The following is a 7,588-nucleotide window of genomic DNA, read 5'->3' as shown; positions in this document are numbered from 1 at the left end:
GGAAGACAGGACTAAAGACTGTCGGAGCTGACCGGTACTAATAAGCCGATAACTTGATAATCACTACACTCATACCGTTGTAAAGGCTGGTAGGAGTGGTCAGAGATTGCTTGCGTCCACTTTGTGGTTCCCAGAAGACGGGCACCCCGCATCCTCCTTCGGGAGGAGCGGAACAATTGAATACACGCACGGCGTGTAACCCAGATTTGACCATGTGCCTTCGGGTGCGTGTGTCGCCAGGGTTACGGCGGCCATAGCGAGAGGGAAACGCCCGGTCACATTCCGAACCCGGAAGCTAAGACTCTCAGCGCCGATGGTACTGCAGGGGGGACCCTGTGGGAGAGTAGGACACCGCCGGACACCATTCACGATGGCCACCCAGAAATGGGTGGCCATCGCTGTTTAACCTGTCGGTCTCTGTTCGAGGAGGAACAGGGCCGGCTGGAGCGACGATGACCGTCGTCGCCCGACTCCGTAACGAGGAGCAGCGATGACTCAGCACGACCCGACGCCCTCCCCGGAATCGAGGCCGCTCCAGAACGGCTTCGACCCCGTGGAGGAGCACGTCCTGTCAGACGAGCTCCTCCGGATCGAGCAGACTCCGCTCAACGAGAGGGCAGCCGGATACGTCCAGCTGCAGGAGCAGCTGCGCATTCGACTCGAGAACGCGGACCGCGACCGATGACCGACGACTCGCGACTCGACTCGGCTCTCGCCGAGCGGGGCATCGCCCGGTCCCGCACCCATGCCGCTCGGATGATCGCCGACGGTCTGGTGACGGTGGACGGTGTCCCTGCACTGAAGCCCTCGATCCGCGTGCGCGACGATCAGGACGTCGCGGTCGCCGGCCTTGACCACTACGTCAGCCGGGCCGCCCACAAGCTGCTCGCCGCCCTCGACACCTTCGTGACGGTGCGAGTCGCGGGCCGGAACGCTCTCGACGTCGGGGCGTCGACGGGCGGGTTCTCGCAGGTCCTGCTCGAGCGCGGCGCCGCCTCGGTGATCGCCCTCGACGTCGGGCACGCGCAGCTCGCTCCCCGGATCCGGTCCGACGATCGCGTCCACGTGGTGGAGGGGTTCAATGCGCGGGATCTCACCGCCGCCCGGCTCGCCGAAGCCGCCAGGACCGAGATCGTCCCGGACCTGGTCGTGTCCGACGTGTCCTTCATTTCCCTGCGGATGGTTCTGCCTCCCGTCGCCGCCTCCGTGGATCCGCTCGCCGACTTCGTGGTGCTGGTGAAGCCGCAGTTCGAGGTCGGCCGCTTGGGGGTGCGGGAGGGGATCGTCCGGGATCCGGAGCTGCGTCGCGAGGCCCTCTCGGACGTCCTGTGGTCGGCGTGGGACCTGGGGCTCGGCGTCGTCGGGCTGGCCGAGTCGCCACTCCCGGGGGGCGCTGGGAATCGCGAGTATCTGGCGCACCTCCACCGCGACCGCGGAACGATTCCGACAGAATGGAGGGACGCGGTCACCGCGCTCACCACCGGATGACGCGATCGTGTCCGCCGCTGTCGACCGACCAGAAGGACACCCCCTCGATGCAGTCCCCTCGTGACGAGCGCAACATCCTCGTCGTCGCCCACACCGGACGGACGGACTCCCTCGATGCGGCGGTCCTCGTCGTCGAGCGACTCCGGAACTCCGGCGCCCACCCCGTCCTCTGCGCCGACGACAAGGGCGACATCGTCGCGGTCGCTCCGGATCTGAGCGACGTCGCCGTGCTCGGGTCCGACGTGCCGCTCGAGTTCATCGAGCTCGTGTTCGTGCTCGGCGGGGACGGGACCATCCTCCGCGCAGCGGAGATCGTCCGGTCCGGGACGGCCCCTCTGCTCGGCGTGAACCTCGGCCACGTCGGGTTCCTCGCGGAGAGCGAGCGGGACGATCTCGACGACGCCGTCGCCCGTGCGCTCGACGGCGACTACGCGGTCGAGGAGCGGATGACCCTGCAGGTGCGCGTCAAGATCGACGAGGCCGTCGTCTACGAGACCTGGGCGCTCAACGAGGCGACCGTCGAGAAGGGCAGCCGCGAGCGGATGCTCGAGGTCATGGTGGGCGTCGACGGACGTCCGCTGTCGAGCTTCGGCTGCGACGGCATCGTCGTGTCCACTCCGACCGGTTCCACCGCTTACGCCTTCTCCGGGGGCGGCCCCGTCGTGTGGCCGACCGTCGAGGCGATGCTCCTCGTTCCGCTCAGTGCCCATGCGCTCTTCGCGCGGCCCCTCGTCGTGGGCCCGTCGTCGAGCCTCGCCGTCGAGGTCAAGGAGAGGACCGACGGCGTCGGCGTCCTCTGGGCCGACGGCCGGCGCGCCTACGAGCTGCCGCCGGGAGCGCGCGTCGTCTACCGGCGCTCGCCCGTGCCCGTGCGCTTCGCGCGCCTGCACGACGCCCCCTTCACCGATCGACTCGTGCACAAGTTCGGTCTCCCCATCCGCGGATGGCGGGGGTCGGCGGAGACGGAGTAAGGCCCGATGCTCGAAGAGCTGCAGATCCGCGACCTCGGAGTGATCGCCGAGGCGACGCTCCCGCTCGGACCGGGCTTCACCGCGGTCACCGGCGAGACCGGCGCCGGCAAGACGATGGTGGTCACGGCGCTCGGCCTCGTGCTGGGCGCGCGCTCGGACGCGTCCGCGGTGCGCTCGGGAGCGAAGCAGGCCTGGGTGTCGGGGCGCTGGCTGGTCCCCGAGGAGGGCCCGGTCGCCGAGCGCGTCCACGACGCCGGCGGCGATCTCGACGGCCCGGAGCTGCTCCTCGCGCGCTCGGTCTCGGCGGAGGGACGCGGGCGAGCCGTCGTCGGCGGCCGGAGCGCACCGGTCAGCGTGCTGAGCGAGCTCGCCGATCAGCTGGTCGTCGTGCACGGGCAGTCGGACCAGATCCGCCTCCGCTCCGCCGCGGCGCAGCGTGAGGCGCTCGACCGGTTCGGCGGACCCGGTCTCGCCGACGCCCTCCGCGACTACGCGAGCGCCTTCGAGCGCTGGCGGGCCAACCGGGAGGAGCTCGACTCGCTCACCGAGGCCCGGGAGACGCGCGCCCGCGAAGCCGAACGGCTCCGCTCCGCCCTCGCCGAGATCGAGGTGGTCGCCCCCCAGCGCGGGGAGGACGTCGAGCTCGCGGCGCAGTCCGCCCGGCTCGGGAGCATCGAGCAGCTCCGGCTCGCCGCCGGCGAGGCCCGCGAGGCGATCTCGTCCGAGGAGCTGGACGGGCGGGACGCGCTCGGGCTCCTCGAGACGGCGCGGCGCGTGCTGGAGCGGGCGGCCGAGCATGACGCCGCCCTGCAGCCGACGGTCCAGACGCTCGGCGAGGCGGCGGTGCTCCTCGTCGACGCCGCCGGCGGGCTCTCCTCCTACCTGGCGGAGCTCGACCTCGACGGCGCGCACGACCTGGAGCTGATCGAGAACCGGCGGGCGGAGCTGTCCCTGCTCGCCCGCACCTACGGACCGACCCTGGACGACGTGCTCGACCTGGTGGACTCCTCCGGACTCCGCCTGCTCGAGCTCGACGGCGACGACGAGAGGATCGCGGCTCTCGAGGCCGACACCGCGGCCGACGCGGACCTCGTCGACCGCCTCGCGACCCGGCTGACCGAGCTGCGGACCGCGGCGGCCGCCGAGCTGGGGGAGCGGGTCAGCGACGAGCTCACCGCGCTGGCCATGGCGGATGCGCGCCTGCACGTGAAGGTGACGGCCGCGGGGGAGCCGAGCATCCACGGGCGCGACTCCGTCGAGATGCTGCTCCAGCCGCACACCGGGGCCGCACCCCGGCCCCTCGCCCGCGGAGCCTCGGGAGGCGAGCTCTCGCGGGTGATGCTCGCGATCGAGGTCGTGGTCGCCGCCAACGACCCCGTGCCGACGTTCGTCTTCGACGAGGTCGACGCAGGGGTCGGCGGAGCAGCGGCGATCGAGATCGGCCGACGGCTCGCGCGGCTCGCCGAGACATCGCAGGTCATCGTGGTGACCCACCTCGCGCAGGTCGCCGCATTCGCCACGAACCACCTCCGCGTCGAGAAGGGCTCGGACGGCGCGGTGACCTCGAGCGCCGTGACGCAGCTCGACTCCGAGGAGCGGGTGTCCGAGATGGCGCGCCTGCTCTCGGGGCTCACCGACTCCGCCAACGCTCTCGCTCATGCGCGGGAGCTCCTCGAATCGAGTCGGCGGGGCTGATCGCGAGCGGCCCTGGACGACATCGATCCGTCCCGGGCGGTCCGCCGCCGCCGTTCTGCTGTTACGGTGGAACCCCGTGGTGGACTTTACGAACGCGGGCCTTTCCTCTTCTTCTCCCTCGGATCCCGAGGGCTCCTCCGGGTCCTCGACCCGGAACGCTTCGACGGCCGGGCAGGACGCCCCCTCGAAGATCACGAAGCACATCTTCGTCACCGGCGGTGTCGTCTCCTCGCTCGGCAAGGGACTCACGGCCGCGAGCCTGGGCAACCTGCTGACCGCGCGCGGGCTGCGCGTCGTCATGCAGAAGCTCGACCCGTACCTCAACGTGGACCCGGGGACGATGAACCCGTTCCAGCACGGCGAGGTCTTCGTGACCGACGACGGCGCCGAGACCGATCTCGACATCGGCCACTACGAGCGCTTCCTCGACATCAACCTGAACCAGGCCGCGAACGTCACGACCGGCCAGATCTACTCGAGGGTCATCGCGCGCGAGCGCGCCGGCGAGTACCTCGGCGACACGGTCCAGGTCATCCCGCACATCACGGACGAGATCAAGCGGCGCATGCGCCTCCAGTCGGAGGACGACCCGCAGCCGGACGTCATCATCACCGAGATCGGCGGCACCGTCGGCGACATCGAGAGCCAGCCGTTCATCGAGTCGGCCCGCCAGGTCCGCCACGAGCTCGGCCGCCGCAACGTCTTCTTCGTGCACGTCTCGCTGGTGCCCTTCATGGGCGCCTCCGGTGAGCAGAAGACCAAGCCCACCCAGCACTCCGTCGCTGCGCTGCGCTCGATCGGCATCCAGCCGGACGCCCTGGTGCTGCGGAGCGACCGGCCCGTCTCGGAGTCGAACAAGCGCAAGATCGCGCTGATGTGCGACGTCGACGAGCAGGCCGTGGTCAACGCCAAGGACGTCGCGTCGATCTACGAGATCCCGCAGATGCTCAACGAGCAGGGCCTCGACGCCTACATCATCGACCAGCTGGGCCTCCCGGCCGGCGAGGTCGTCTGGGACGGCTGGTCGCGACTGCTCGAGGCCGTGCACGAGCCCAAGCACGAGGTCACCATCGGCCTGGTCGGGAAGTACATCGACCTGCCCGACGCCTACCTCTCGGTGACGGAGGCTCTGCGAGCCGGCGGCTTCGCGCAGCAGACGAAGGTCGCCATCCGCTGGATCGCCTCCGACGGGCTCGAGGACCCCGAGGCTGCGGCCAAGGCGCTCTCCGAGCTCGACGGCATCTGCGTGCCCGGCGGCTTCGGCATCCGCGGCATCGAGGGCAAGCTCGGCGCGCTGCGCTTCGCGCGGGAGAACGGGATACCGACCCTCGGGCTCTGCCTCGGCCTGCAGTGCATGGTCATCGAGTACGCCCGCAACGAGGCCGGCCTCGAGGGGGCCTCGTCGTCGGAGTTCGACCCGGAGACGGAGTTCCCCGTCATCGCGACGATGGCCGAGCAGGTCGAGATCCTCGCGTCCGGGGACATGGGCGGCACGATGCGCCTCGGCCTCTACACGGCCGAGCTCGCCGAGGGCTCGATCGTCGCCGAGGTGTACGGCGCACCTGAGGCTGCCGAGCGCCACCGTCACCGCTACGAGGTCAACAACCGCTACCGCGACCGGATCGCCGAGGCGGGGCTCTGGTTCTCGGGCCTCTCGCCCGACGGCCACCTCGTGGAGTACGTCGAGCTGCCCCGCGAGAAGCACCCCTACTACGTGGGCACGCAGGCGCACCCGGAGCTCCGCTCGCGCCCGAACGCCGCGCACCCGCTCTTCCGCGGCCTCGTGACCGCCGCCCTCGAGCGCCAGGAGGCCTCGCGCCTCTTCCCGGCATCGGAGGCGGGCGCCGATGAGTGAGCCGCTGTCGGACGAGCTCGTCGAGCCGGAGGTCCTGACCAGTGAGCGCGTCTTCGACGGGATGGTCTGGGGCGTCCGCGCGGAGACGTTCCGCTACGGCGGCGGCGAGCTGCGCCGGGAGTTCCTCGATCACACGGGAGCCGTCGCGGTGCTGGCCCTCGACGACGAGGACCGCGTCGCCCTCATCAAGCAGTACCGGCACCCGGTCCGCACCCGCGAGTGGGAGATCCCGGCCGGCCTGCTCGACGTCGAGGGCGAGGATCCGCTGGTCGCCGCTCAGCGGGAGCTGGGCGAGGAGACGGACCTGCATGCCGAGCGCTGGGACCTGCTCTCGGAGTTCGCGACCTCGCCGGGCGGCAGCGACGAGGTCATCCGGATCTACCTGGCCCGCGGGCTCTCGTCCACAGGCTCCGCCTTCGACCGCGAGGCGGAGGAGGCCGACATGGAGCTGCGGTGGGTGCCGCTGGACGAGGCGGTCGAGGCGGTCCTCGCCCGCCGGGTGCAGAACCCCTCGCTGACGATCGCGGTGCTCGCGGCGCACGCGTTCCGCTCGCGCGACTGGGACGGGCTGGGCGACGCGTCCTCGCCGTGGACGCGCCACCCGCGGGTCCGCCACCCCCGGGGGTGAGCCCCCGCGCCTGCGCCGAGGCGTACCTCCGGCAGGCGAGCGTGGAGCGCGGGCTCTCGGCGCACACGCTCGCGGCCTACCGGCGCGACCTGGAGCTCTACCTCGGCTGGCTCGAGGAGCGCGGGACCGTCGATCTGGCGGAGCTCGGACGGGTCGACGTGGGGGAGTTCTCCTCCTGGCTGGCCGCACGCCCGGAGCGGCCGCTCGCGGCGAGCTCGCGCGCACGGATCCTCTCGAGCGTCCGAGGGCTGCACCGCTTCGCCCTCGAGGAGGGGGTCGTCGCGGACGACGTTGCCCGGGACGTGGTGCCGCCGAAGATCCCGATGACCCTGCCGAAGGCGGTCACGGTCGAGCAGATGGCGGCGCTGCTCGACGCTGCGCGCGGCGAGGAGCTCGCGGACCTGCGGGACCGGGCCCTGCTGGAGCTGCTCTACGCGACGGGCGCGCGCATCTCGGAGGCGGTGGACCTGAACGTCGACGACGTGGTCGCCGCGGAGGTGGTGCGGCTGACGGGCAAGGGGTCCAAGCAGCGGATGGTGCCGCTCGGCCGCTTCGCCCGCGAGGCGGTCGACGAGTACCTCGTGCGTGCGCGGCCGGAGCTCTCGCGGAGGGGGCGCGCGACGCCGGCGCTCTTCCTGGGGGTCCGCGGGAGCCGCCTGTCGCGGCAGAGCGCCTGGCTGGTCATCCGCGCCGTCGCCGAGAAGGCCGGGCTGGACCGGGAGATCTCGCCGCACACCTTCCGGCACTCCTTCGCGACCCACCTGCTCGCGGGCGGCGCCGACGTCCGCGTGGTGCAGGAGCTCCTCGGGCACGCCTCGGTGGCGACGACGCAGATCTACACACTGGTGACGGCGGACACGCTCCGGGACGTCTACACGTCCGCGCACCCGCGAGCGCGGCGCTAGAGCCGCGGCCCCGCGCGGCGGGGCGCGGCGGCCGAGGAGCGGGGCG

Annotated in this window: 7 protein-coding genes and 1 rRNA gene; all 8 read left to right on the top strand. The window is 71.5% G+C overall.

Annotation, left to right across the window (positions count from 1 at the left end):
- The first annotated feature begins 243 nt into the window (after positions 1–243).
- The 8 genes from rrf to xerD all read left to right on the top strand — a co-directional run bounded on the left by rrf (position 244) and on the right by xerD (position 7,542).
- A 5S ribosomal RNA gene (gene rrf / locus C5C53_RS09860) occupies positions 244–360 on the top strand.
- A 130-nt stretch (positions 361–490) separates the two neighbouring features.
- On the top strand, positions 491–685 hold the full coding sequence (locus C5C53_RS09855) for a hypothetical protein (RefSeq protein WP_104267436.1): 195 nt from the start codon (positions 491–493) through the stop codon (positions 683–685).
- Positions 682–1,488: a TlyA family RNA methyltransferase gene (locus C5C53_RS09850; RefSeq protein WP_104267435.1), complete on the top strand. Its 807-nt coding sequence runs from the start codon at positions 682–684 to the stop codon at positions 1,486–1,488. Before C5C53_RS09855 ends, C5C53_RS09850 begins: the two co-directional genes overlap by 4 nt.
- Positions 1,489–1,535: 47 nt before the next feature.
- Positions 1,536–2,459, top strand: a complete 924-nt coding sequence (locus tag C5C53_RS09845; protein WP_104267434.1) for an NAD kinase — start codon at positions 1,536–1,538, stop codon at positions 2,457–2,459.
- A gap of 6 nt (positions 2,460–2,465) precedes the next feature.
- Complete coding sequence (gene recN, locus C5C53_RS09840; protein ID WP_104222499.1) at positions 2,466–4,154, top strand: DNA repair protein RecN; 1,689 nt, start codon at positions 2,466–2,468, stop codon at positions 4,152–4,154.
- 190 nt (positions 4,155–4,344) lie between these two features.
- Complete coding sequence (locus C5C53_RS09835; RefSeq protein WP_104222604.1) at positions 4,345–6,009, top strand: CTP synthase; 1,665 nt, start codon at positions 4,345–4,347, stop codon at positions 6,007–6,009.
- Positions 6,002–6,637 carry an NUDIX hydrolase gene (locus C5C53_RS09830; RefSeq protein ID WP_104267433.1) on the top strand — a complete coding sequence of 212 codons (636 nt, stop codon included), beginning with the start codon at positions 6,002–6,004 and terminating at the stop codon, positions 6,635–6,637. The genes C5C53_RS09835 and C5C53_RS09830 overlap by 8 nt, the downstream gene beginning before the upstream one ends.
- Positions 6,634–7,542: a site-specific tyrosine recombinase XerD gene (xerD, locus tag C5C53_RS09825; protein ID WP_104267432.1), complete on the top strand. Its 909-nt coding sequence runs from the start codon at positions 6,634–6,636 to the stop codon at positions 7,540–7,542. The genes C5C53_RS09830 and xerD overlap by 4 nt, the downstream gene beginning before the upstream one ends.
- Positions 7,543–7,588: the final 46 nt, after the last annotated feature.

It is taken from the genome of Rathayibacter sp. AY1E3 (genome assembly GCF_002932235.1).
Classification (GTDB): domain Bacteria; phylum Actinomycetota; class Actinomycetes; order Actinomycetales; family Microbacteriaceae; genus Rathayibacter.
Note: the sequence above shows the minus strand (reverse complement) of the source record. Positions and strands in the feature narration are given on the sequence as shown.

Bases quoted from the DNA above. Each gene is read 5' to 3' on its own strand.
- C5C53_RS09855 (WP_104267436.1), top strand. From the start codon at position 491: ATGACTCAGCACGACCCGACGCCCTCCCCGGAATCGAGGCCGCTCCAG.
- recN (WP_104222499.1), top strand. From the start codon at position 2,466: ATGCTCGAAGAGCTGCAGATCCGCGACCTCGGAGTGATCGCCGAGGCG.
- C5C53_RS09830 (WP_104267433.1), top strand. From the start codon at position 6,002: ATGAGTGAGCCGCTGTCGGACGAGCTCGTCGAGCCGGAGGTCCTGACC.
- C5C53_RS09850 (WP_104267435.1), top strand. From the start codon at position 682: ATGACCGACGACTCGCGACTCGACTCGGCTCTCGCCGAGCGGGGCATC.
- C5C53_RS09845 (WP_104267434.1), top strand. From the start codon at position 1,536: ATGCAGTCCCCTCGTGACGAGCGCAACATCCTCGTCGTCGCCCACACC.